The organism is Streptomyces sp. NPDC043746 (genome assembly GCF_056436485.1).
This window is the reverse complement of sequence record NZ_JBWKCM010000017.1, coordinates 40,680-62,732: the sequence shown is the minus strand read 5'-3', so window position 1 is coordinate 62,732 and position 22,053 is coordinate 40,680. Positions and strand designations below refer to the sequence as shown.

General features: G+C 72.8%; 22 protein-coding genes. 12 read left to right on the top strand and 10 right to left on the bottom strand.

The features are described 5' to 3' along the window. The first annotated feature begins 283 nt into the window (after positions 1-283). Positions 284-769 carry a MarR family winged helix-turn-helix transcriptional regulator gene (locus AC0682_RS19475; protein ID WP_478534178.1) on the top strand — a complete coding sequence of 162 codons (486 nt, stop codon included), beginning with the start codon at positions 284-286 and terminating at the stop codon, positions 767-769. Between the two features lie 84 nt (positions 770-853). Here the strand turns inward: AC0682_RS19475 and AC0682_RS19470 are convergent, their stop codons facing one another. Further along, entirely contained in the window at positions 854-1,342 is a 489-nt protein-coding gene (locus tag AC0682_RS19470) for an ATP-binding protein (protein ID WP_478534176.1), read from the bottom strand. A gap of 268 nt (positions 1,343-1,610) precedes the next feature. Between AC0682_RS19470 and AC0682_RS19465 the strand changes: the two genes are divergently transcribed. From AC0682_RS19465 to AC0682_RS19455, 3 genes are all read left to right on the top strand, one after another. After that, on the top strand, positions 1,611-2,465 hold the full coding sequence (locus tag AC0682_RS19465; protein WP_478534175.1) for a helix-turn-helix domain-containing protein: 855 nt from the start codon (positions 1,611-1,613) through the stop codon (positions 2,463-2,465). An 11-nt stretch (positions 2,466-2,476) separates the two neighbouring features. Then, the gene (locus tag AC0682_RS19460) at positions 2,477-2,674 is read left to right on the top strand and encodes a DUF397 domain-containing protein (RefSeq protein ID WP_112490581.1); all 198 of its coding nucleotides are present in this window, start codon (positions 2,477-2,479) and stop codon (positions 2,672-2,674) included. 192 nt (positions 2,675-2,866) lie between these two features. Then, positions 2,867-3,292, top strand: coding sequence for a hypothetical protein (locus AC0682_RS19455; RefSeq protein ID WP_478534174.1), 426 nt, complete (start codon positions 2,867-2,869; stop codon positions 3,290-3,292). Here AC0682_RS19455 and AC0682_RS19450 read toward each other — a convergent pair. The 3 genes from AC0682_RS19450 to AC0682_RS19440 form a co-directional block, all read right to left on the bottom strand. Next, positions 3,219-4,463 carry a Cmx/CmrA family chloramphenicol efflux MFS transporter gene (locus AC0682_RS19450; protein ID WP_478534249.1) on the bottom strand — a complete coding sequence of 415 codons (1,245 nt, stop codon included), beginning with the start codon at positions 4,461-4,463 and terminating at the stop codon, positions 3,219-3,221. The genes AC0682_RS19455 and AC0682_RS19450 overlap by 74 nt on opposite strands. A gap of 423 nt (positions 4,464-4,886) precedes the next feature. Then, a complete protein-coding gene (locus AC0682_RS19445) occupies positions 4,887-5,093 on the bottom strand; it encodes a hypothetical protein (protein WP_478534173.1) in 207 nt (68 codons plus the stop codon). A 173-nt stretch (positions 5,094-5,266) separates the two neighbouring features. Then, positions 5,267-6,004, bottom strand: a complete 738-nt coding sequence (locus AC0682_RS19440) for a metallophosphoesterase (protein WP_478534171.1) — start codon at positions 6,002-6,004, stop codon at positions 5,267-5,269. A gap of 140 nt (positions 6,005-6,144) precedes the next feature. Between AC0682_RS19440 and AC0682_RS19435 the strand changes: the two genes are divergently transcribed. After that, the gene (locus AC0682_RS19435; protein ID WP_478534247.1) at positions 6,145-6,735 is read left to right on the top strand and encodes a CGNR zinc finger domain-containing protein; all 591 of its coding nucleotides are present in this window, start codon (positions 6,145-6,147) and stop codon (positions 6,733-6,735) included. A gap of 51 nt (positions 6,736-6,786) precedes the next feature. Here AC0682_RS19435 and AC0682_RS19430 read toward each other — a convergent pair whose 3' ends face one another. Beyond that, entirely contained in the window at positions 6,787-8,070 is a 1,284-nt protein-coding gene (locus AC0682_RS19430) for a geranylgeranyl reductase family protein (RefSeq protein ID WP_478534169.1), read from the bottom strand. 97 nt (positions 8,071-8,167) lie between these two features. Here AC0682_RS19430 and AC0682_RS19425 point away from each other — a divergent pair, with 97 nt between their 5' ends. Next, positions 8,168-8,701, top strand: a complete 534-nt coding sequence (locus AC0682_RS19425; protein ID WP_478534167.1) for a GNAT family N-acetyltransferase — start codon at positions 8,168-8,170, stop codon at positions 8,699-8,701. 106 nt (positions 8,702-8,807) lie between these two features. Here AC0682_RS19425 and AC0682_RS19420 read toward each other — a convergent pair whose 3' ends face one another. After that, positions 8,808-9,500 (bottom strand): demethylmenaquinone methyltransferase, encoded by a 693-nt coding sequence (locus AC0682_RS19420; protein WP_478534165.1) that lies wholly within the window; start codon positions 9,498-9,500, stop codon positions 8,808-8,810. Positions 9,501-9,903: 403 nt separating this feature from the next. Here AC0682_RS19420 and AC0682_RS19415 point away from each other — a divergent pair, with 403 nt between their 5' ends. From AC0682_RS19415 to AC0682_RS19405, 3 genes are read left to right on the top strand one after another with little or no spacing between them, the layout of a single operon-like run. Beyond that, a complete protein-coding gene (locus AC0682_RS19415) occupies positions 9,904-10,443 on the top strand; it encodes a SigE family RNA polymerase sigma factor (RefSeq protein WP_478534163.1) in 540 nt (179 codons plus the stop codon). A gap of 9 nt (positions 10,444-10,452) precedes the next feature. Then, positions 10,453-11,070 carry a hypothetical protein gene (locus tag AC0682_RS19410; RefSeq protein ID WP_478534161.1) on the top strand — a complete coding sequence of 206 codons (618 nt, stop codon included), beginning with the start codon at positions 10,453-10,455 and terminating at the stop codon, positions 11,068-11,070. Next, complete coding sequence (locus AC0682_RS19405) at positions 11,067-12,056, top strand: DUF3152 domain-containing protein (protein ID WP_478534159.1); 990 nt, start codon at positions 11,067-11,069, stop codon at positions 12,054-12,056. The genes AC0682_RS19410 and AC0682_RS19405 overlap by 4 nt, the downstream gene beginning before the upstream one ends. Positions 12,057-12,103: 47 nt before the next feature. On the opposite strand, the gene AC0682_RS19400 is transcribed toward AC0682_RS19405, so the two are convergent. From AC0682_RS19400 to AC0682_RS19385, 4 genes are all read right to left on the bottom strand, one after another. After that, positions 12,104-12,814 carry an imidazolonepropionase-like domain-containing protein gene (locus AC0682_RS19400; RefSeq protein WP_478534157.1) on the bottom strand — a complete coding sequence of 237 codons (711 nt, stop codon included), beginning with the start codon at positions 12,812-12,814 and terminating at the stop codon, positions 12,104-12,106. Between the two features lie 7 nt (positions 12,815-12,821). Continuing rightward, a complete protein-coding gene (mqnC, locus tag AC0682_RS19395; protein ID WP_478534155.1) occupies positions 12,822-14,021 on the bottom strand; it encodes a cyclic dehypoxanthinyl futalosine synthase in 1,200 nt (399 codons plus the stop codon). Positions 14,022-14,092: 71 nt separating this feature from the next. After that, entirely contained in the window at positions 14,093-16,033 is a 1,941-nt protein-coding gene (locus tag AC0682_RS19390) for a serine/threonine-protein kinase (protein ID WP_478534153.1), read from the bottom strand. A gap of 257 nt (positions 16,034-16,290) precedes the next feature. Continuing rightward, complete coding sequence (locus AC0682_RS19385; protein ID WP_478534151.1) at positions 16,291-17,184, bottom strand: menaquinone biosynthetic enzyme MqnA/MqnD family protein; 894 nt, start codon at positions 17,182-17,184, stop codon at positions 16,291-16,293. Positions 17,185-17,525: 341 nt separating this feature from the next. Between AC0682_RS19385 and AC0682_RS19380 the strand changes: the two genes are divergently transcribed. The 3 genes from AC0682_RS19380 to afsR all read left to right on the top strand — a co-directional run bounded on the left by AC0682_RS19380 (position 17,526) and on the right by afsR (position 22,049). Beyond that, entirely contained in the window at positions 17,526-17,729 is a 204-nt protein-coding gene (locus AC0682_RS19380; RefSeq protein ID WP_023587141.1) for a cold-shock protein, read from the top strand. Between the two features lie 160 nt (positions 17,730-17,889). Further along, positions 17,890-18,717: a MerR family transcriptional regulator gene (locus AC0682_RS19375; protein ID WP_478534148.1), complete on the top strand. Its 828-nt coding sequence runs from the start codon at positions 17,890-17,892 to the stop codon at positions 18,715-18,717. A gap of 374 nt (positions 18,718-19,091) precedes the next feature. Beyond that, a complete protein-coding gene (afsR, locus tag AC0682_RS19370; protein ID WP_478534146.1) occupies positions 19,092-22,049 on the top strand; it encodes an SARP-family global regulator AfsR in 2,958 nt (985 codons plus the stop codon). The last annotated feature ends 4 nt before the right edge of the window (positions 22,050-22,053 follow it).

Below are 22,053 nucleotides of genomic sequence, written 5' to 3'. Positions count from 1 at the left end.
CTGCGCAAAGGGTTCACGCGCGGACAGCCACCCGGCTTCGACGAAGAGCGCTACAAGAAACAACACCGTCGAACGAGCGTTCAACCGGCCCAAACCACGCCGAGCCGTCGCGACCAGATACGACAAGCGCGGTTACGTCTTCCCCGGCACCGCAGCAGCCGCAGCCCTCACTGTCTGGCTCCGAGCATGAGCGACCGGACAACTCCGCCCGTCGGCCGTCCGGCCCGGCTCGTCGCCCCAAGAGGCTTGACCTCAAGTCAAGTTGAGTTCCTATGTTCTTCCCATGACCACTTCGAGCAGCACCTCAGCCCCCTTCGCCCCCTCCCCTGACGACGCCGAGCTCATCGCCCAGCCCATCGGATACTGGGCCAACACGGCCGGCCAGACCGTCGTCCAGAACATCCGGTCCGCGCTCGGCGTCCTCGGCCTGACCCAGCCCGCCTGGTGGGTCCTGCACCACCTCAGCGAGCGCCCGAAGGGCTGGGGCCGCGCGGAACTGACCGAATTCCTCCGCTATTACCCGGGCCCCGAGGACGACCTGCCGGGCGACATCGACAGCCTCGTCGCCCGGGGCCTGGTCTCCCAGGACGAGGACGGGCACCTGCTGCGGACCGAGTCGGGCGCGGAGCTGTACTCCCGTGCGGCGGCGCGGCAGTCGGAGCTGCGCCGCCAGGTACACGAGGGCATTCCGGACGAGGAGTACGCCCGCGCCCTCAAGGTCCTCCAGCGCATGATCCACAACGTGAAGGGTGACGCATGGCACCACTGATCCGTGCGGGCGGCCCTGGTTCACCGCTCGCGCCGCCCGGCTCCCCGGACCGGTGCCTGTCCAGCATGGCCCGCCGGTCAGGCTCTAGGCGTCGGGGGTGACGGTAGCGGAGGCAGTGTCCGCCTCGGTGGCCCGGCCGGGGGGCGTGAGAATAAACCAGACTGTGTTGGTTCGGCGGGTGTTCACCTGGCGCATGCTGCTTCCCCAGCTGGTGGCCAGGCCGTCGACGACGAGCAGGCCGCGCCCGCCTTCGCCCTCGGGGCGCTCCGGCGGATCCGGCAGGGGGCCGGGGCCGTCGTCGGTGACGTGGATCGCCACCTGGTCCCGGTCCACCATGACCTCGACCCGGACCAGCTGCGAACTCGTATGGCAGTACACGTTGGCCACCACCTCGCTGACGCAGAGCCGGGCGTCGTCCGCGAGTGCGCAGTGCGCACCGGCCCGCAGGAGCGTCCCGACGAAGTCCCGCGCGATTTTCGCGGCGGCGAGCGAGTTGGGCATCGCGAGCTGGTAGCCCTCGAAGGGGCGGGGGACGTTCGGGAAGGGGGCGGGTGGCGCGATGACGGCCGGCATGGGGGTCTCCCTACATGAGCCAGAGTCGGTGAGCGCGCCATTTCCGTGTTCGGCTGCCGTGGCTCCGGCTGCATACAGGTACCGGTCAAGGCCCCTGCGTACGGCTGCACTTCGGCGTTCATGTCCGGCGCGTCGGTCTCCGGGACAAGCTAGGGTCAATAGATGACCCGGTACAAGAATGCGCTCCATCCATTCACTCGCATGGGTGAACTCGTCGCCGACCGCCCAGAGCCCTGCGACACTGCACAGGCAGACAGGGGAAGGTGACATGCCGCCAAGGGACAACCCGACCGCCCGCCAGGTCCGCCTGGGCGCCGAGCTGAGGAAGCTCCGGGAGCGTGCGGGCAAGACCGCCCGGGAAGCAGCCGGGCGCATCTCGACCGATCAGGCCAGGATCAGCAACATCGAGGCCGGACGCAGCGGCATCGGCGAGGAGCGCATCCGTCGGCTGGCGAGCTTCTACGCCTGTGACGACGAGGCCCTGATCGACGCCCTGTGCGCCATATCCCGTGAGCACCGGGGGCAGTTCTGGTGGGACGAGTACCGCGGGGTGCTCGCGCCCGGCTTCCTGGACATCGCGGAGCTGGAGCACCATGCGCGCTACATGCACAGCTTTCAGCCGGTGACGATGCCCGGTTTGCTCCAGACACCCGAGTACGCGCGAGCGCTGTTCAGCGCAGCCCTGCCCAGGCTGCCCGAGGACGAAGTGGAGGCCCGGGTGGAGCACCGCATGCGGAGAGCGACCGTTTTCGACCGGGACGAGCCGCCGGAGTTCGCGTCCATCGTCCACGAGGCGGCGCTGCGGGTACGGGTCGGCGGACGCAAGGTCGCCCGCGCCCAGTTGGAGTATCTGCTGGAAGCGACGGACCGGCCCAACGTGTCCCTGCGGGTCATCCCATTCGCCAGCGAGCTGCACGTGGACATGACCCACACCGTTCTGTACGCGGGTGGCGTGGTGCCCCAGCTCGACACGGTGCACATCGACGCCCCCACTCGCAGCCCTTACCTGGACGCGGAGGCGGAGTTGCATCGCTTCCGGCTGTTGCTCGATCTGGGCCGGACAGCATCGCTGGACCCTGCGGAGTCACTGAGCTTCATCCAACACCTCGCACGGGATATGTGAGAATTCCCTGCATGAACTCAGCGCTTGAGTGGCAGAAGTCCACCTTCTCCAGCACGCAGGAGCAGTGCGTGGAGATCACCGAGCACGCCGGTCAGATCCTCATGCGCGAAAGCGACGATCCCGGCACCGTGGCCATCACCTCCCGCGAGAAGTTCGCCGCGTTCATCAAGGGCGTCAAGGCAGGCGAGTTCGACCACTTCGCCCAGTAGGGCGTCCCGGACTCTCCGCGCCGCGAAGGCCCTCCACCGCACGGTGGAGGGCCTTCGCACGTATGAGCCAGCATTTTTGTTCCGGAACATGGTTGCGCCGTAGCGACGCGTGACGTTACGGTCACCGCAGTTGGACCGGGCCGCCCTGTCGAGGTGCCCGGCGTCCCGGACGCTGCGATCGGACGGTCGACCATGCGCACTTCTCCCCGTACCACCGCCCCCGTACAGGCCCTGATCCAGCGCGGGTTCCGGTTCGAAGTCCTGCGGTACGGGTCCGCCAACGGGTTCGTCCCCGAGCCGGTCGATCTCCGGCTCCTCGCCAGTCCCCGTGACGCCATCCGTATCCTGCGCGTCCAGCTCCGCTCCAGCCACGTCCTCGGGCTGACCCCGCGCGAAGCCGGACGGGCCCTCTACTGGGCCGACCAGGGCGGTTGGGTGCAGGCCCTCGCGGCACTGCACCGGGGGGAGGGCTGCGGGTTCACCCTGATGCTCCGCAAGGGGCAGCACATGGAGTGGCATGTGCGGCCCCTCACGTACCTGACGCTCAGTCCGATGCCCCCTCACGCTCCCGGGACCGGCCACGCGCACGTCCCCGCAACCTCCGCGCTCCGTCGATGAGCAGCGCCAGGGCCATCAGCGCGGCGCTCACCCAGACCGGCGACCGGTAGCCCGCTCCCGCCTCCAGCGCCAGGCCACCCGCCCACGGGCCCAGCACCGCCCCGAGGTTGAACGCGCTCGTACCGAAGGCCCCCGCCAGCGTCGACGACCGGCCGGCCAGGCCGAGGACCCGGGTGATCAGGGCCGTTCCCGTGCCGAAGGCGAGCATTCCGAGGAGCGGGATCAGGGCGAGGGCGGCGAGCGGGCGGCCCGCCGTCAGGGCCAGGGTGCTCCAGCCGAGGGCCAGGGCGGCCATCCCGTACGCGACGAAGGCCGTGGGCCGGCGTTCGGCGTACCGTCCCGCCGCCCCCACCCCGAGGAACGCCCCCGCCCCGAAGAGCGCGAGGGCGACGGGCACCCAGGTGGTGGTGAGGCCGGTCGTGCGGGTGAGGAGCGGTTCCAGGTAGGAGAACGCGCAGAAGGTGGCGCCCTGGACGAGAGCCATGGTGAGGAGGGTGAGGCGGAGGCGGCGGCCGGTGAGGAGGAGGCCGAGTTCGTCCCGTACGGGGATGGGGGCCGGGACGGGAGCCGGGGCCCTGTCGGGTACTCGGCCCGCACGGGTGGTCCCGCGCCCCCGGCCGCCCGGGATGCCGCCCGGGACCGACCGCGCGATCGCCCAGAGCGCCGGCAAGGACACCACCGCGACCGCCCAGAACGCCGCTCGCCATCCCCACCGCTCCCCCAGCACCGCTCCGGCCGGTACGCCCACGACGCAGGCGATCGTCACCCCGCCGATCACCACCGCCGCGGCCCGGCCCCTCAGCCCGTCGGGGACCATCGCGACCGCCGCCGCCAGGGCGACCGCCCAGAAGCCCGCGTTGGCGAGGGCGCCGACGAAGCGGGCGGCGAGAAGGACTCCGTAACCCGGGGTCAGCGCACCCGCGATGTGCACCGCGATGAACACGGCCAGGAAGAGCAGGAGGGCCCGGCGCCGGGGCCACCTACGGCTGAAGAGGGCCATCAGCGGTGCGCCGATGACCATCCCCACGGCGAAGGCGGAGGTGAGGAGTCCGGCGGCGGGGAGGGAGACGCCCAGATCGGCGGCGATGGCCGAGACGAGGCCGGAGAGCATGAACTCGGAGGTGCCCTGGGCGAAGACCGCGAGCCCGAGGGCGTAGACAGCGAACGGCAGTGGCCGCAGCCGGGACTGCGGCTGCGACTGCGGCTGTGACTTGAGCGTGAATGGCATGAGTGGCAGACCCCTTGACGGAACCGTCGGTGGACAGACGTACCGAAGTGCGGGGATGCGGGGCGTTGCCGAGGAGTGCCGGCCGGGGCGCGGGACAGGGAACACCGGCCGGGGCACGCACGAACCCGACGTGCGTACGGCGGGGAGCCGACGCGTACGCGGGGTGGGAACAGCCCGTACCCGCGGTGAACCGGCGGGGCGCGGCCGTGAAGAGGAGGCTAGGGGCGCCGGAGGCCCTGGGGGCGTCCGGCGGCGCTCGGGCTCCTAGACGTTCAACGGCAGTCGGCCCACCGGTGTCACCGGTGGGCGGACTCTGTCGGACTCGGGGCTGGACATGCCGGGCATGGGATCGAGGCTACCGTCCCGTCAGCGGCGGCGGGCCGGTCGCGCCGGTTCCATGGCGGGCAGGGCGCCGCCCTCGTACCCGTCCTCGTACTCGTCGTCCTCGACCGGGCGCGAGCCCGGGGCGAAGTGCGGTTCCAGGAAGAGGCCGTGGTGCTGGGGCGCGGCGGCGGGCGCGGCGGCGGCCGATTCCGTGCGGGAGGTCTTCCGGGGCAGGGATGCGGTGGTCATGGCTCTGTCCTAGGGGTCGAGCAGCGCTGTGTCGGCTTGTTCCGTACCCCGCCGGCCTGCGTTCGATGGGAGGTGAGGGGGAGGCCTGAGCGTGCGTCATGAAGAGTGCGCGTACGCCCGGCCTGTGAATCATTGCACATGGGCGCGCGGACGGCCCGGCAATATGCGCCGGCTCAGAGCACGGTACGGAAGTGCGTGGTCAGCCGCCGGTCCTCGCCCAGGACGTGGAACGCGAGCCCCGGGGGCTGGTCGCGGTCGGCCGGGCGGTCCCCCTCCCAGGGCATGCGCAGGGTCCAGGTCACGGCGGGCCCGACGATCAGGGGCCGCCCGGCGAAGGTGGAGGCGGCGGCCGTGTGGGCGTGGCCGGTGAGGACGGCGACGACCTGGGGGTGGGCGGCGAGGAGGGCGGCGAGGTGTTCCGGCTCCTCCAGGCGGTGGGCGTCGGGCAGGGGGTGGTGGAGTTCGACGGGCGGCTGGTGGAAGGCGATGAGGGCGGGGCTCCCGTCCGGGAGCGCGGTCAGGGTGGCGTCGATCCAGGCCAGCGTCTCCGTGTCGAGGCGACCTTCGTCGCGGCCGGGGATGGTGGAGTCGCACATCAGGACGGCGGTTCCGGCGATCCGGTGCACGCGGTTGACGGGGCCTTCGGCGGGGGCCTCGCCGAGGAAGGCCTTGCGATAGGCGGGGCGGGCATCGTGGTTGCCGGGGCAGGGCAGTACGGGGAACGGGGCGGTCAGGATGCGAGCCGCCTCCTCGTACTCGGCCTCCGTCGCGTGGTCGGCGATGTCCCCGGTGACGAGGAGGGCGTCGACGGGGCGGGGCAGGGCACGCAGGTACTCCATGGTGCGGGCGGCTCTGCGCGTCGCGCGTTCACTGCCGTCCAGGTGGAGATCGCTGATCTGGGCGAGCAGCATGTCGGACCATCCCCTGTCTAACGTTATTTCCTGATCTTCCATTAGGACTCTAGAGTGGGGACCGGACAGACTTCAAGCCGCCTTCGACGACCGGCGGCCGAGGGCGGTGAAGGGGGCGACCGGTGGCAGAGCGGCCCGTCATGGCGCTGGCCAGCACGATCCACCACGGCGGGGACGACGGCATCGTCGACGACCTGGACACGGTCCGGGGGGTGGCGCGGTGGCTCCAGCAGCAGAGCGGGAGCCTGGCCGTCGACGGCCTGGCCCCCGAAGGCCTCGTGGCCGACGAGGAGTTGCGGGACGGGATCATCGGCGTACGGAGGGCTGTGCGGGCCCTGTTCGCGCGGGTGGTCAGCCCGGCGCCGCCCAGTCCGGCCGACGCCCACCGCCTGATGCCCGCCGACGAGGCCCTCGCCCACCTCAACGCGACCGCCGCCCGGGAGCCCGTCGCCCCGCAGCTGGACTGGCCCGCCGAAGGGGGCCCGGTGGCGCGCCTGCTGTCGGCCGAGACCGACCCGCGCGTACGGCTCGTCGCCGCCCTCGCGCGCGACGCCGTCGACTTCCTGAGCGGGCCCGAGCGCGAACAGCTGCGGGCCTGCCACGCGCCGCGCTGCGTGCGGTACTTCCTCAGGAGCCACGGCCGCCAGGAGTGGTGCAAGCCGTCCTGCGGCAACCGGGCACGGGTGGCCCGCCACTACGAACGTACGCGGGGGACGACGGCCGCTCCGTGAGGGTGCCCGCGACGGAGGACGTCAGCCCCGCGGGGCCGGGGCCCTGAGGCGCTAGGCCTTGGGAGCAACCTTGGAGAGCCCGTTGATGATGCGGTCCATCGCGTCGCCACCCGTCGGGTCGGTGAGGTTGGCGAGCATCTTGAGGGTGAACTTCATCAGCAGGGGGTGGGTCAGGCCGCGCTGGGTGGCGACCTTCATGACCTTCGGGTTGCCGATCAGCTTCACGAAGGCGCGGCCCATCGTGTAATAGCCGCCGTAGGTCTCCTTGAGGACCTTCGGGTAGTTGTTCAGGGCCAGTTCGCGCTGGGCGGGGGTGGCGCGGGCGTGGGCCTGGACGATGACGTCGGCGGCGATCTGGCCGGACTCCATGGCGTAGGCGATGCCCTCGCCGTTGAACGGGTTGACCATGCCGCCCGCGTCACCGACGAGGAGAAGGCCCTTGGTGTAGTGCGGCTGGCGGTTGAAGGCCATGGGGAGGGCCGCGCCCCGGATCGGGATCGTCATGTTGTCCGGGGTGTACCCCCACTCCTCGGGCATCGAGGCGCACCAGGCCTTGAGGACCTCGCGCCAGTCCAGCTCCTTGAAGGCGGAGGAGGAGTTGAGGATGCCGAGGCCGACGTTGGAGGTGCCGTCGCCCATGCCGAAGATCCAGCCGTAGCCGGGCAGCAGCCGGTCCTCGGCGCCCCGGCGGTCCCACAGCTCCAGCCAGGACTCCAGGTAGTCGTCGTCGTGGCGGGGCGAGGTGAAGTACGTACGGACGGCGACGCCCATCGGGCGGTCCTCGCGGCGGTGCAGGCCCATCGCGAGGGAGAGGCGGGTGGAGTTGCCGTCGGCGGCGACCACGAGCGGGGCGTGGAAGGTGACCGGGGTCTTCTCCTCACCGATCTTCGCCTCGACGCCGGTGATCCGGCCGGTGCGCTCGTCCCGGAGGGGGGCGCCCACGTTGCAGCGCTCGTAGAGGCGGGCTCCGGCCTTCTGCGCCTGCCGGGCCAGCTGCTCGTCGAAGTCGTCGCGCTTGCGGACCAGTCCGTAGTCCGGGTAGGAGGCGAGTTCCGGCCAGTCCAGCTGGAGCCGGACGCCGCCGCCGATGATGCGCAGGCCCTTGTTGCGCAGCCAGCCGGCCTCCTCGGAGATGTCGATCCCCATGGAGACCAGCTGTTTCGTGGCGCGGGGCGTGAGGCCGTCGCCGCAGACCTTCTCCCGGGGAAAAGCGGTCTTTTCCAGCAGCAGGACGTCAAGTCCGGCCTTGGCGAGGTAGTACGCGGTCGTGGAGCCGGCTGGGCCCGCTCCGACGACGATCACGTCCGCGCTGTGCTCGGAGAGGGGCTCGGTCACGGTCGGATCTCCCGAAGACTCGAATTCGCGTGCCGCGCGGCACAGGTCCCGTGCAGTCTATGGGGGCCTGCAGAACAACCCTCCGAAGGGCTCCCTCATGTCGATAGCACCTGTTCCGCCGCCCACCGCCCCGGCGCCCGGCGTACGCCTGCGCGTACCGACCGACGAGGACGCCCTGATCTGGCACCGGATCTTCGACGACCCCGAGGTGATGGAGTTCCACGGCGGCCGGAGCGCGGAGTTCTCCGTCTACGAGGAGCTCACCGCCCGCCAGCGGCGGCACGACGCGGAGCTGGGCTTCTGCCTGTGGACGCTCACCGACGAGGACGGCACCGTGCTCGGCTTCACCGGCGCCCAGCCCTGGCCGCACACCCACTTCGGTCCGGTCGGCGCCATCGAGATCGGGTGGCGGCTGGCGCGTACGGCGTGGGGGCGCGGGTACGCCACCGCCGCCGCCCGCACCACGCTGGAGCGGCTGCGGGCGGCGGGGGTGCCGGACGTCGTCGCGATGATCGACTCCCGTAACGCCCGCTCCATCGCGGTGGCGGAACGGCTCGGGATGCGGAACGCGGAGACCTTCACCACCCCAGGCGCCGGGCAGGTGGGGTACTGCTTCCGGTTGGAGCTGTAGGGCCCGTACGGAGTGAGCCGTCGGGGCCCGTACGCCTCGTACGGAGCCGTCAGGCAGGGCCCGTAGGGAGTGAGCCGTCGGGCCTCGTACGCCTCGTACGGAGCCGTCAGGCGCGGGTGGCCCGGTGCAGGGCCACCACGCCGCCTGTGAGGTTGCGCCACGCCACCTTCGACCAGCCCGCCCTCTGAAGGAGTGCGGCGAGGCCGGGCTGGTCGGGCCAGGCGCGGATGGACTCGGCGAGATAGACGTACGCGTCCGGGTTGGAGGAGACAGCCCGGGCGGTGGGCGGGAGCGCGCGCATCAGGTACTCGGTGTAGACCGTGCGGAACGGCGCCCAGGTCGGCTGCGAGAACTCGCAGATCACCACCTTGCCGCCCGGCTTCGTCACCCGGTACAGCTCGCGCAGCGCGGTCTCGGTGTCCTGGATGTTGCGCAGGCCGAAGGAGATCGTGACGGTGTCGAACACCTCGTCCTTGAACGGCAGCCGCATCCCGTCACCCGCCGTGAAAGGCATCCACGGGTGGCGCCGCTTGCCGACCTCCAGCATGCCGAGCGAGAAGTCGCACGGGACGACGTAGGCGCCGGCCCGGGCGAAGGGCTGCGAGGAGGTCGCGGTGCCCGCCGCCAGGTCGAGGATCTTCTGCGCGGGGCGGGCGTCGACCGCCGACGCGACCGCCTTGCGCCACAGCCGGGCCTGGCCCAGCGAGATCACGTCGTTGGTCAGGTCGTAGTTGGCCGCCACACCGTCGAACATCGAGGCGACTTCGTGCGGCTGCTTGTCCAGGGAGGCTCGGGTCACCACTCCATTCAAGCAGCCCGGCCGTACGGACCGGTGGGGGCGGTCCCCGGCGACGGCGACCCGTCCCGGACCCGGCGGTGCGGGTGTGGTCGTGACCGCCCAGCACGGAAGGACCGGGAAATAATCATCAGATATGCGGATAGATCTCTGAAGATGTCGCGACAGGCTTGAGCGACGGGCAGCGCCGGACACTCGGCGAGATCGGCGTGGAGGCCCCCTCCGGCAAGCGATCGGCCCTCACGGCAGCCGCCTCAGCACAGGCGCTCCGCGCTCCACCGGGCTCGTGCCGAGGAATGGGACGTTCCGTCCCGCCGTCCGGAATCACGCATCGGTGGTGATCCGCCTTCAACCTTTTCCGTGCCCGCGAGCTCTGTAAGGGGTGGAACGAGGAGAAGGAGGGCGGATGCCGGCAGGGGCGGAGCCCGAGGGGGCGGCGGCGGACGGCGGGAGCGCCGCGTTCGAGGCGTACGCGCGGGACGGGCAGCGGCGGCTGTACCGCACGGCCTACCTGCTCTGCGGCAACGCGGAAGGCGCCAAGGACCTGACGCAGACCACCCTGGCCAAGCTGTTCCAGCACTGGCGGCGGGCGAGCCGGGCCGACAACCTCGACGCGTACGCCAGGACCGTCCTCGTCCGAACCTATGTGGTGGAACGGCGGCGTATCGTACGTGACTTGCTCGCCCACCGGTCCAACGCACCGCGCCCGCAGGCCGATGTGGCGTCCGGCGCCGACCTCCGCGTCACCCTGCTCGCCCTGCTCGACGAACTCCCGCCCCGGGCACGGGCGATGGTCGTCCTGCGGTACTGGGAGGACCTGAGCGTGGAGCGCGTCGCATCGCTGCTGCGGTGCAGCGAGTCGACGGTGAAGAGCCAGTGCTCGCGTTCGCTCGTCCGGCTGCGCGCCCGTCTGGGCGATGTCCAGCTCTACTCCACCGGAAGCTGAGGGCCGGTCATGACCGCAGAACCACAGCCGGGGCACCCGGCAAGACCGGCCCCGGCCGACGAGGAGCTGTTCCGGGACGCGCTGCTCCGGACCGCCGACGGCCTGCCTCCGCTGCCCGACCTGGTCCCCCACGCCGTACGGGAGGGGCAGCGGCGGCGGGCCCGGAGGCGGGGGCTCGCGGTGGCGGGCGCCTTCGTCGCGGTGACCTCCGTGACGCTCGGCATCGCCCTGCTGGGATCCCTGTCGCGGCACGCGCCCGACGCCGAACCCGCCGCCCCGCCCTCGGGCCCGTCCGTCACCCGGCCCGCGCAGGAGCCCACGCCCACGGCGGGCCCCTCCTCCCCACCACAGCCCTCCGCCACGTCGACCCCCTCACCCACGTCGGAGCCTTCGGACCCACCCGACCCTTCCGCCACATCCGAGCCTTCAGCCAGTCCTGCGCCCTCGTTCACCCGGCCCGCGCCGGACCCCTTCCCCGACCCGACGGAGCCCCTGACCGGCATGCCGACCCCCACCCCCTCGTCCTCGTTCCCGCACGGGACCCCGCCCTCCTCCCCTCCGCCCGGCCCGGGACGGCCCGGCGCCGAGCCGCACGCCGCGATACCGGACCCCGGGGCCGCGTCATGACGGGCCGCCGCGGAGCGGGCACCCTGCCGCGTGACGAACCGGCCCGTGGCGCGGCGTCGGGGCCGCGGGCCCGCCCGGGCGACCGCCCGGGAGCCGGCGGCTCCCGGCGCGCACCGGGAGGAGGCCCCCGGCCCCGGTCTCGCTCCCGTGAGCGGCGCAGACGGCGGAACCGGCGGCGGACGGTGGGGCTGGCCGTGCTCGCCCTGGCGGCCGTGGCCCTGGTGGCGGCACTCGTCGACCCGCCCTGGCAGAGCCGTGACCCGTCCGTCGCCGCCGCCGCGGACCCCGCGAGCGACCGCGCCGCCGGGCCCGGGGACGACAACGCCGAGACCCCGGTCGCCCCGGCACCGCCCCCCGAGGCCGAGCCCACCCCCTCCCCCTCCCTCTCCGAGAACGACGCCGACCGCTCCTCCCGGGCCTCCGATGTGCCCGCCTCCGGCCCCGGTACGTTCACCGTCGCCCGCGCGGGCGTGACCGGGTCCGGCAAGGGCGAGCCCTATCGGGTGGAGGTGGAGGACGGCATCGGCGTCGACCCCGACCGGGCCGCCGAGGAGATCGCCGCGATCCTGGCCCACCCGCGCGGCTGGAGCCGCGGCGGCGAGCGCTCGTTCCGCCAGGTCGCGGACGGGGCGGCTGGGTTGGTGGTCAGGATAGCGACCCCGGAGACCACGGACCGGCTCTGCGGTGCGTACGGCCTCAAGACCCGCGGCGAGGTCAACTGCCGGGGCGGCGAACAGGTGATGGTCAACCTCAAGCGCTGGCAGCTGGGTTCACCGCGGTTCGACGGGCCCGTCACCGAGTACCGGGCCCTGATCATCAACCACGAGGTCGGCCACTGGCTGGGACGCGGCCACGAGACCTGCCCGGGGAAGGGGCGCCCGGCCCCCGCGATGATGCAGCAGATCGACGGACTGAAGGGGTGCGTCGCCAACGCCTGGCCCTACGACACCGAGGGGCGCTATCTGGGCGGGCCTTCGGTGCCGTGAGCCCCGGGCCGCCGCCTGGTCGATGCCCCTGGTGGACTTCGCCCGCGTCAGCGGGCGCGGTGGACGAGGCGGCCCGCCAGCACCGTCGCCACGCACCGCCTCGCCCCGCCCGCGCGCAGGGCCTCCTCGTCGGGCACGTCGAAGACGGCGAGGTCGGCGCGGCCGCCCACGGTCAGCGGGCCGTGGGCGGTGGCGGCCAGGTCACCGCCGTAGGCAAAGGGATCCAGGTCAGCGCCGTACGCGAAGGGGCCCGAGCCGCCGCCGTACGCGACGGGGTCCGGGTCGGCCGTGCCGGAAGGGGCGGCGGAGGTGCTCGGCCCCGCCTCGGTCAGCCCGGACCGGGCCAGCGCCGTCCGCAGGGCGGGCTCCGCCGCGCCGAACGGGCCCACCACATGCGTGGTCCCGTGCCGCAGCATCCGCTGGAGCCCCCGCCGTACGCTGCCGGCCCGCCGGGCCGTGTCCATGGTCGCCGCGATCTGCTCGAACTCCCCGCCCCACAGCGGCTGTTCGCCCAGCTCGTCGGCTTCGCGCGGGTCCGGGTGGTAGCAGCGGGTGAGCAGCGCGCCGGCCCGGTCCTGGCGGAGGCCGGGGGTGAGGAGACCGGGCCAGCGGCGGACCCGGGCGGCCGGGTGCGCGGCGGCGACCTCTTCGTACGGACCGATGGCCGCGATCCGGTCGCCGTCCACGGCCACAGCCCCCTCCGCCACCGCCACCGCGCCGACCGGCAGGACCAGCGGCGCGGCGTGAATCGTCAGCACCGGGGGGCTAGTTGGCGTTGAGGAGCTTCAGCTCCGGGTGGGCCGTGCCGCCCTCGATCGCGGTGGAGGAGATGTGCGAGACCACCCGCTCGTCGACCGGGTCCATCGCCGGGTCGTCGTGCACGACGAGGTGCTCGTACGTCGTGGCGCGCTGCGCCGGGACGCGGTCCGCCTTGCGGATCAGGTCGATGATCTCCAGTCGGTTGGAGCGGTGCTTGGCACCGGCGGAGGAGACGACGTTCTCCTCCAGCATGATCGAGCCGAGGTCGTCGGCCCCGTAGTGCAGGGAGAGCTGGCCGACCTCCTTGCCGGTGGTGAGCCAGGAGCCCTGGATGTGGGCCACGTTGTCGAGGAAGAGCCGGGCGATGGCGATCATCCGCAGGTACTCGAAGAGGGTGGCCTGCGTGCGGCCCTTCAGCTTGTTGTTCTCCGGCTGGTAGGTGTACGGGATGAAGGCGCGGAAGCCGCCCGTACGGTCCTGGACGTCCCGGATCATCCGCAGGTGCTCGATCCGCTCGGCGTTGGTCTCGCCGGTGCCCATCAGCATGGTGGAGGTGGACTCGACGCCCAGCCCGTGCGCGATCTCCATGATCTCCAGCCACCGCTCGCCGGACTCCTTGAGCGGGGCGATGGCGGTGCGCGGCCGGGCGGGCAGCAGCTCGGCGCCCGCACCCGCGAAGGAGTCGAGCCCGGCGGCGTGGATACGGCGGATGGCCTCCTCGGCGGAGACCTTGGAGATCCGGGCCATGTGCTCGATCTCGGAGGCGCCGAGCGAGTGGATGACCAGCTGCGGGAAGGCCTTCTTGATCGCGGAGAAGTGCTCCTCGTAGTACTCCACGCCGAAGTCCGGGTGGTGGCCGCCCTGGAACATGATCTGGGTGCCGCCCAGCTCGACCGTCTCCGCGCAGCGGCGCAGGATGTCCTCGATGTCCCGGGTCCAGCCCTTGTCCTTGGCCTTCGGCGGCGCGTAGAAGGCGCAGAACTTGCAGGCCGTCACACACACGTTGGTGTAGTTGATGTTGCGCTCGATGATGTACGTCGCGATGTGCTCGGTACCGGCGTAACGGCGACGGCGTACGGCGTCGGCCGCCGCGCCCAGCGCGTGCAGCGGGGCCCGGCGGTAGAGGTCGAGCGCCTCCTCCGGGGTGATCCGACCGCCCTCGGCGGCTCGGTCGAGGACGGGCTGGAGGTCGGCCTTCTCGGTCACCGGGCTGTCACCTTTCGGCGGTTTTCTGAGGATCCTCGGACCGGTCCAGCGTACGCCAGCCCCTTGTGCCGTCAGCCGCCGGACCTGGTGAGGGTTCCGTACGGAAGACCCGCGCCGCGCTCCTTCGACTGGTAGTCCAGGGCGCCGTCACCGGTGAGCCTGAAGACGAGGTCGGCCTCGGTGGTGGTGCAGAAGCCCGGGGTGCTCGGGCGGTCCGGGTCGGTGCGCTCGCGGACCTTCAGCTCCTCGGTGGTGCCGGAGGTGAGGGTGCCGACGCTGTTGCAGGTGACGGTGATGCCGAGCTGGGAGATGGTGGTGGACATCCGGACGACCTGGGCGCCCTTCCTGCCCTCGGTGAAGACGGCGGTGAGGGTGCCGTGCGGCTGCCCGCTCGTCCTTTCGGTGAGGGGGCCCCTCCAGGTGCCGACGAACGCCTTCGGCAGCTCGGTCACCGAACCGTCCTCGGCGTCGTCGGGGGCGGACGTGGCCGGTGCCGGGCCCTCGGACGCGGGGGCCGAACCGGACGCGGTCGGGGACGGCCGTTCGGCCCCTGTGTCGTTCCCCCCGCGCCGGTCCGCGTCGCCCGGGAAGAAGCCGTCGAGCAGGCCCGAGCCCAGGGCGACGACCGCGAACGCGCCCGCCACGGCCAGCGCCACCGTGCAGCTCACCCGGCGGCTCCGGCGTGCTCCGGCGCCCGCGTCGGGGGCGGGGCCCGCGCCCGTGCTCGTACGCGTGCTCGTCTGTGAGTCGGCGGTGACGGAGACGGAGAACCGGGGGTCGCGGGCCCGCTGGCCGGGGAGCCCGGCTTCCGGGGGTGTGCCGGGCGGGGGCGGGGTGCCGGGCGGAGTACCGCCGTGCGGTGCGGGAACGAGCGGCGGGCCGAAGCGCCCGAGCGACCCGGAACCCTCCCGCCCCGAGGCACCGGAGCCGGTACGGGAAGGGGGTCCCGGCTCCGTGCCGGAGCCCGCGGGGGAATCGGAGCCCGTACGGGCCTCGGCTCCCGGCCCCTCGTGCGGGCGCGTACCGGAACCCGGGCCGCCGCCGGGGCCCGCCCCGAAGCCCGCTCCCAGTGACGCGCTGCTGAACGGCACCGGGCCCGACCCCACCGGCGCGTCCTGCGGTTCCAGGTCCAGCAGAGCCACCGCCGACCGGCTCACCTCGCCCACCAGCCGGCCCGGCAGCCACCCCGCCGCGACCATCGGCGCCGCCCCGTCCGGCGCCAGCGTGCGGGCGAGGTCGGCCGGGGCGGGCCGCTCGTCCGGGTCCTTGGACAGGCACCCGGCGACCACCTCCCGCAGGTCGCCCTCCAGGTCGCCCAGTTCGGGCTCCTCGTGCACCACCTTGTAGAGGAGTACGGCGGAGGAGTCGCCGGAGAAGGGGGCCCGGCCGGTCGCCGCGTACGCCAGGACCGCGCCCAACGAGAAGACGTCCGCCGCACCCGAGACGTCCCGGCCGCGGATCTGCTCGGGCGCCATGTAGCCGGGGGAGCCGACGGAGACGCCGGTGGAGGTGAGCGAGACGGTCGCGCCGAGGGCCCGGGCGATGCCGAAGTCGATGAGGCGGGGGCCGTCCAGGGCCAGCAGCACGTTGGAGGGCTTCACATCGCGGTGGACGATGCCCTGGCCGTGGACGGCGTGGAGGGCCTCGGCCAGGCCGGCGCCGAGGGTGCGGACCGCGTGCTCCGGCAGCGGGCCGTGCTCGGTGATCGCCTGGGAGAGCGGCGGCCCGGCGACGTAGCCGGTGGCGACCCACGGCACCGGCGCGTCCGGGTCGGCGTCCAGGACCGGGGCCGTCCACTGCGCGCCGATGCGCCGCGCGGACTCCACCTCGCGCCGGAACCGGGCGCGGAACTGCTCGTCCAGCGCGAAGTGCGGGTGGACCACCTTCACCGCGACCGTGCGACCGCCGGCGCTGCGCCCCAGATAGACCCGGCCCATGCCGCCCGCACCGAGCCTGCCGAGCAGCCGGTAGGCACCGATGGTGCGCGGTTCACCCGCCTCCAGCGGCTGCATAGGGACTCCCCCCGATCCTGTGACGCGGTCCGGCTGACCCTGTGACGGTCCGGACCCGGACCGAAGCCTAGGGGGCGCCACCGCCGCGGTCACCGGGAAACGGCCGGACCATTCCCCCTTCTCCGGGCAGGAAGGGGCGTTTTCGCCCCGGGGAAAGGCGTGAATGCGTTGTCCGGTCCGTTGTCCCGCTTGTTCCCCTCCCCTTTCCCCGTCCGGGAAGCGGAAAGCGAATGCGAACCGGACGGACCATTCCCGGCTCAGCCGCCGAGCAGCTCCACATGGACATCCGCCGGGTATCCGGTGTCCGCTCCGGTACGGCGGGCGAACTCACGGACGCCTGCCAACTGGTCCGGGCCGAAGCGGAAGTCCAGGGTCGTGAAGTACCGCTCCAGCACCTCGGCGTCGAAGGCCTCCCAGCGGGCCGCCTGCTCCGCGACCTTGGTGACCTCCTCCAGGGAGAGGTCCCGGGAGGCGAGGAACGCCTCGTGCACCTTGGCGGCCGTCTCGGGGTGCGCGGCGAGGAAGTCCTTGCGGGCCGCCCAGACGGCGAAGACGAACGGCAGCCCCGTCCACTCCTTCCACATCGCGCCCAGGTCGTGGACCTGGAGGCCGAGACGCGGGGCGTCGTGCAGATTGGCCCGCAGGGCGGCGTCACCGATCAGGACGGCCGCGTCCGCCTCCCGCATCATCAGCCCGAGGTCGGGCGGGCAGGTGTAGTAGTCGGGCCGGACCCCGTACCGCTCGGCCAGCAGCAGCTGGGCCAGGCGTACGGAGGTGCGCGAGGTGGAGCCGAGCGCCACCCGCGCCCGGTCGAGCTGCTCGAGCGGAAGCTGCGAGACGATCACGCAGGACATCACGGGCCCGTCGCAGCCGACCGCGATGTCCGGGAAGGCCACCAGGCCGTCGGCGTTGCGCAGGTACTCCACGAGGGTGACCGGGCCGATGTCCAGGTCGCCCCTGATCAGCTGCTCGCTGAGCCGCTCCGGGGTGTCCTTCGACAGCTCCAGGTCGAGCAGGGTCCCCGTACGCGCCAGGCCCCAGTAGAGGGGCAGGCAGTTCAGGAACTGGATGTGGCCGACGCGAGGGCGGCTGCGACGGTCGTCGCCCTCACCGGCCGGGATCTCGCGGGCTGAGACGGTTGAATGGTCCACATCGCGAGGCTAGACCCGGCTCGGACGGCGGGCACCACCGGGGCACCGGCGGGGCGTCTCCGGGAGGTCTCCGGGAACGCCCCCGGGGCCTCGTTCGGGGTATCTCCGGGGCCCGGGGACCAGGGCCCGTCACCTCTCCGGCGGGGCAATCAAACATTCGAGTGAAGTGATCTTTCCCTCTACCGCTCTCCAGAGGCTGCGTGCTAGGCTCGCCCGCAAGTTGCAGTTTGGTTTCCCTTGCAGTACAGAGCCTGCGGAGCATGTAACCCGCAGGCTTTTGTAGTTTTCAGACTTGTTTGCAGGTTCTGGAGCAGGGCAACCCTTTGGCCCAAGGAGGGCTTATGGCTACCGGAACCGTCAAGTGGTTCAACGCTGAAAAGGGCTTCGGCTTCATCGCCCAGGACGGCGGCGGCCCGGATGTCTTCGTTCACTACTCCGCGATCAACGCGTCCGGGTTCCGCTCCCTCGAGGAGAACCAGGCCGTGAACTTCGACGTCACTCAGGGTCCCAAGGGCCCGCAGGCTGAGAACGTCACCCCGGCCTAGTTGCCCGGGTCGGCCGATCGCGGTCGCACCAGCAGTACCCAAGGAGCCCCGCTCACCCGCTTCGGCGGAGGAGCGGGGCTCCTGCCTGTATACGGTCCGGGGCCGGTACCGGGCCGGGCTTGACCTTCACACCGTGTGAAGCCGTGCAGTGGGAGCCATCATGTTCACCATCGGAGACTTCGCCAGGTACGGACGGGTGTCGCCCCGGATGCTGCGTCACTACGACGCCATCGGGCTGCTGCGCCCGGACCGCACCGACCCCACCACCGGCTACCGCTTCTACGGCGCCGCCCAGCTCGCCCGGCTCAACCGGATCATCGTGCTCAAGGACCTCGGCTTCACGCTCCAGCAGGTGGCGGCCGTCCTGGACGAGCAGGTGGGCCCGGAGGAGCTGCGCGAGATGCTGCGGCTGCGCCGGGCGGAGCTGGCGGAAGCGGTGGCGGCCGCGGCCTCGCGGCTGGCCCAGGTCGAGGTGAGGCTCCGGTCGATCGAGAGTGAGGGGCACATGCCTGCAGACGACGTCGTGATCAAGACCGTTCCGGCGGTCCGGGTGGCCGAGCTGACCGGGACGGCCGCCGACTACGAGCCGCACCACATCGGGCCGGTGATCGGTCCGCTGTACGAGAAGCTGTTCCCGCTCCTGGAAGCGGCCGGCATCCGGCCCGCCGGCCCCGGGATCGCCCGCTACGAGGACGCCCCCGAGGGCGGCGGGGCGGTCGTCGTGCACGCGGGGGTGACGGTCTCGGCACCGGTGGGGCCGGTGGGTGGGACCGGGGTACGGGTCGTGGAGCTGCCTCCGTTCGAGGCCGCGACGATCGTGCACCGGGGCGCCATGGACGACGTGCTGTCGACCGCGCAGACCCTGGCCCGCTGGCTGGACGCCCACGGCTACCGCTCCACGGGGTACGCCCGCGAGGTCAACCTGGAGTGCCCGCCGGACCGGAGTCGGTGGGTGACGGAGCTGCAGGAGCCGGTGACGAAGGCGTAACGGCCGCGGTGCACGAAGGGCACCCCTCTCCCCCGGTACACGGAGGGGGAGGGGTGCCCTTTCCCTCCTTGACTGACGAGCTGTCAGCCGACATGCGCGCACCGGCGCCGGGCGCGGGCCCGCACGCGGTTCCCCGATCGTTGTCGAGGGGTTGTGCAGAGCGTCACCCACTGCTGACGAGCCCGCCCGCGACAAGGCAGACTGTTGAGCGCGGTACCAGCGGTACCGAGCAATCCGGATGCACGCCGCACTTCGACGCACGGGCGGACAAGGGGCGGGCAGACGGGGCGCGGACGCGGACGCTCGGAGACCGGCACCACCGGCGGAGCCCGCTGAAGAGCAGGGCCGGCAGGCGAGCAGGACAGGGGGCATCAATGGACCGTGACCGCGGGCCACGCGTGCGCGTACCGGGGCAGCGCGCCCCGGAGGAACCGGGGGCCGCCGACTCCCTCAGGTTCACCGTCCTCGGTCCCGTACGGGTATGGCGCGGCGGGGAACCGCTCCCCTCCGGCTCCCCGCAGCAGCGCGCGCTCCTCGCGGCCCTGCTGCTGCGCGAGGGGCGGACGGCCACGGCGGGCGAGCTGATCGACGCGTTCTGGGGCGAGGACCCGCCCTCGCAGGCGCTGGCCACGATCCGTACGTACGCCTCCCGGCTCCGCAAGATCCTGGGGCAGGAGACGCTGGTCAGCGAGGCCGGAGGCTACGCGCTCCGCATCGGCCGGGGCACCCTCGACCTCACCCTGGCGCAGGATCTGGCCACCGAGGCGGAGAAGGCCCGTGCGAGCGGCGACCGCGTCCAGGCCCGCACGCTGATCAACAAGGTGCTGGGGCTCTGGGACGGCGAGGCACTGGCGTCGGTGCCGGGTCCCTACGCGGAGAACCAGCGCACCCGGCTGGAGGAGTGGCGCCTCTCGCTCATCGAGGCCCGGCTCGATCTGGACCTGGAGGTGGGCAGCCACGCGGAGGCCGTCTCCGAGCTGACCGCGCTCACCGCTGCCCACCCGCTGCGCGAGCGGCTGCGGGAGCTGCTGATGGTGGCGCTGTACCGCAGCGGCCGGCAGGCGGAGGCGCTGGCGGTGTACGCGGACACCCGGCGGCTGCTCTCGGAGGAGCTGGGGGTGGACCCGCGGCCCGAACTGGCCCAGCTCCAGCAGCGCATCCTGCGGGCCGACGAGGAGCTGGCCCGCCCGACGGACGAGCCCGCCCCGGCGCCCGCGCCCCTGCGCCCGGCGCAGCTTCCTGCGACGGTCCCCGACTTCACCGGCCGGGACTCCTTCGTACGGGATCTGGGCGCCCAGCTCGCCACCGCCGAGGGTTCGGTGATGGCCGTCTCCGCGCTGGCCGGGATCGGCGGGGTCGGCAAGACCACGCTGGCCGTCCATGTGGCCCACCAGGCACGACCGCACTTCCCGGACGGGCAGCTCTACGTCGACCTCCAGGGCGCGGGGGCGCGGGCGGCCGAACCGGAGACGGTCCTCGGCTCGTTCCTGCGGGCGCTCGGCACGGCGGACTCGGCGATCCCGGACTCGCTGGACGAGCGGGCCGCGCTCTTCCGCTCGACGCTGGACGGCCGCCGGGTCCTGGTCCTGCTGGACAACGCCCATGACGCGGCCCAGGTCCGCCCGCTGCTGCCGGGGACGCCGGGGTGTGCGGCGCTGGTGACGAGCCGGGTGCGGATGGTCGACCTGGCCGGGGCCCATCTGGTGGACCTGGATGTGATGTCGCCGGACGAGGCGCTCCAGCTCTTCACCCGGATCGTGGGGCCGGAGCGGGTCGGCGCTGAGCGGGAGGCGGCGCTCGACGTGGTGGCCGCCTGCGGTTTCCTGCCCCTGGCCATCCGGATCGCCGCCTCCCGGCTGGCCGCCCGCCGCACCTGGACGGTCTCCGTGCTGGCCGCCAAGCTGGCGGACGAGCGGCGCCGGCTGGACGAGCTCCAGGCGGGCGACCTGGCGGTCAAGGCCACCTTCGAACTCGGCTACGGCCAACTGGAGCCGGGCCAGGCCCGCGCCTTCCGCCTGCTGGGCCTCGCGGACGGCCCGGACATCTCCCTCTCCGCCGCGGCGGCCCTGCTGGACCTGGATCCGCACACGGCGGAGGACCTGCTGGAGGCCCTGGTCGACACCTCCCTCCTGGAGTCGGCCGCCGCGGGCCGCTACCGCTTCCACGACCTGGTCCGCCTCTACGCCCGCGCCTGCGCCGAGCGCGACGAGCGGTCCGCCGAGCGCGAGGCGGCTCTCTCCCGGCTGCTGGACTTCTACCTGGCGACGGCGGCGGGAGTGTACGCGCTGGAGCGGCCGGGGGACCGGCTGGTGGACCACCTGGAGCGGACGGAGAGGGCCGGGCGCACGTTCGCGGACCGGCACGCGGCGCTGGACTGGCTGTACACGGAGGCGGGCAACCTGCTCGCCTGCGTACGCCAGTCCCACGGCCCCGCCACCCTGCGCCGAGGCGTGGACCTGCTCTGGGCGGCCCTGGACCTGGGCGAGTCGGGGGCGAACGCGAAGCAGTACGAGACCGTCGCCCTGGCCCTGCTGGAGGCGGCCCGGGCGGGCGGGGACCGGCGCTCGGAGGTGCGGGCCCTGGTGACGCTGGCCGACGTGCACCACACCTCGGGCCGGTTCGACCAGGCCGAGCAGGAGGCGGAGAACGTGATGCGCCTGGCCGAGACCGACCGGGACCCGCTGCCCGTGTGCTGGGCGGCGAACGCCCGGGGCATCATGGCGCTCTACCAGTCCCGCCACGAGGACGGGGAGCGGTACTTCAACCGGGCCATAGACGACTTCCGCTCCATCCAGGACCGGCCGGGCGAGGCCAGCGCCCTGTGCAACCTCTCGCGGATCCACCTGGCGACCGGCCGCACCGAGAGCGCGGTGGCCCTGGCCGAGGAGGGCACGGCCGTCTACGACAGCATGGGCCATGCCCTGCGCAGCGCCAACGGCCGCTATGCGCTGGGGATGGCGCTCACGCAGAGCGGCAGGTTCGCGGAGGCGTCGGACCGGCTGCTGGAGGCGCTGGACGTCTTCCGGGCCAGCCGGCAGCGGCTGTGGGAGGGGATGACCCACTTCCGGCTCGCGGAGGTGGACCTGGCGGCGGGGAACGCGACGGACGCGGCGGTCAAGGCGGAGCAGGCCCTCACCGCGCTGCGGGGCATCGGCGGCGAGTGGCGCCGGGGCAACATCCTCACGGTGCTGGGTCGTTCCCTCGTCCGGATCGGCCAGTTCGGCCGGGCTGAGGTCTGCTGGCGCGAGGCGCTGGGCATCTACGACGCCCTCGGCTCGCAGGAGGCGGCCGAGGTCCGCTCACTGCTCGCGTCGACGGCGCCGGCGCCGTAACGCC

Excerpts from the sequence above, each read along its gene's own strand:
- afsR (WP_478534146.1), top strand. The coding sequence starts at position 19,092 with ATGGACCGTGACCGCGGGCCACGCGTGCGCGTACCGGGGCAGCGCGCC.
- AC0682_RS19475 (WP_478534178.1), top strand. The coding sequence starts at position 284 with ATGACCACTTCGAGCAGCACCTCAGCCCCCTTCGCCCCCTCCCCTGAC.
- AC0682_RS19390 (WP_478534153.1), bottom strand. The coding sequence starts at position 16,033 with ATGCAGCCGCTGGAGGCGGGTGAACCGCGCACCATCGGTGCCTACCGG.
- AC0682_RS19435 (WP_478534247.1), top strand. The coding sequence starts at position 6,145 with ATGGCGCTGGCCAGCACGATCCACCACGGCGGGGACGACGGCATCGTC.
- AC0682_RS19470 (WP_478534176.1), bottom strand. The coding sequence starts at position 1,342 with ATGCCGGCCGTCATCGCGCCACCCGCCCCCTTCCCGAACGTCCCCCGC.
- AC0682_RS19410 (WP_478534161.1), top strand. The coding sequence starts at position 10,453 with ATGACCGCAGAACCACAGCCGGGGCACCCGGCAAGACCGGCCCCGGCC.
- AC0682_RS19425 (WP_478534167.1), top strand. The coding sequence starts at position 8,168 with ATGTCGATAGCACCTGTTCCGCCGCCCACCGCCCCGGCGCCCGGCGTA.
- AC0682_RS19405 (WP_478534159.1), top strand. The coding sequence starts at position 11,067 with ATGACGGGCCGCCGCGGAGCGGGCACCCTGCCGCGTGACGAACCGGCC.
- AC0682_RS19460 (WP_112490581.1), top strand. The coding sequence starts at position 2,477 with ATGAACTCAGCGCTTGAGTGGCAGAAGTCCACCTTCTCCAGCACGCAG.
- AC0682_RS19380 (WP_023587141.1), top strand. The coding sequence starts at position 17,526 with ATGGCTACCGGAACCGTCAAGTGGTTCAACGCTGAAAAGGGCTTCGGC.
- AC0682_RS19415 (WP_478534163.1), top strand. The coding sequence starts at position 9,904 with ATGCCGGCAGGGGCGGAGCCCGAGGGGGCGGCGGCGGACGGCGGGAGC.
- AC0682_RS19465 (WP_478534175.1), top strand. The coding sequence starts at position 1,611 with ATGCCGCCAAGGGACAACCCGACCGCCCGCCAGGTCCGCCTGGGCGCC.
- AC0682_RS19375 (WP_478534148.1), top strand. The coding sequence starts at position 17,890 with ATGTTCACCATCGGAGACTTCGCCAGGTACGGACGGGTGTCGCCCCGG.
- AC0682_RS19455 (WP_478534174.1), top strand. The coding sequence starts at position 2,867 with ATGCGCACTTCTCCCCGTACCACCGCCCCCGTACAGGCCCTGATCCAG.
- AC0682_RS19440 (WP_478534171.1), bottom strand. The coding sequence starts at position 6,004 with ATGCTGCTCGCCCAGATCAGCGATCTCCACCTGGACGGCAGTGAACGC.
- AC0682_RS19445 (WP_478534173.1), bottom strand. The coding sequence starts at position 5,093 with ATGACCACCGCATCCCTGCCCCGGAAGACCTCCCGCACGGAATCGGCC.